This window comes from Xanthomonas maliensis, from assembly GCF_009192945.1.
In the GTDB taxonomy this organism is placed as follows: domain Bacteria; phylum Pseudomonadota; class Gammaproteobacteria; order Xanthomonadales; family Xanthomonadaceae; genus Xanthomonas; species Xanthomonas maliensis.
The window spans coordinates 1-553 of sequence record NZ_NSET01000134.1 but is presented as its reverse complement, the minus strand read 5'-3'; the positions used below and the strand labels follow the sequence as shown (position 1 = coordinate 553).

1 protein-coding gene is annotated in these 553 nt (G+C 63.7%); it reads right to left on the bottom strand.

The window, feature by feature from the left end; genetic code table 11:
* Positions 1-553: lyase family protein (locus tag CKY51_RS22270; RefSeq protein ID WP_244952573.1), on the bottom strand; the 553-nt coding region annotated here is incomplete at both ends.

Here is a 553-nt window from a genome sequence, read left to right as displayed (position 1 = left end):
CCGCTGTCTTCCTTGGCGATCTCCAGCACTGGCCGCTGTTCCTTGTAGGCGCGCTTGGCGATCGCCGCAGCTTTCTCGTAGCCGATGATGGGATTGAGCGCGGTGACCAGGATCGGATTGCGGTCCAGGGCTTCGCGCACGCGCTCCTGGCGCACCTTCAGTCCAGCGATGGCGCTATCGGCCAGCAGCCGCGCCACGTTGCCCAGCAAGGTGATCGCATCGAGCAGGTTGTAAGCGATCAGCGGCAAGGCGACGTTCAACTGGAAATTGCCGGTCTGCCCAGCCACCGTGATCGCGGTGTGGTGGCCGATCACCTGCGCGCATGCCATCACCGTGGCCTCGGGGATCACTGGATTGACCTTGCCCGGCATGATGGAACTGCCTGGCTGGAGCGCAGGCAATTCGATCTCGCCCAGCCCTGCCAAGGGTCCGGCATTCATCCAGCGCAAATCGTTGGCGATCTTGATCAAGGCCACCGCCAACGCATTGAGCTGGCCGGACAGTTCAACCGCGTCGTCCTGCGCCGCCAGGCCTTCGAACTTGTTGTCGGCGC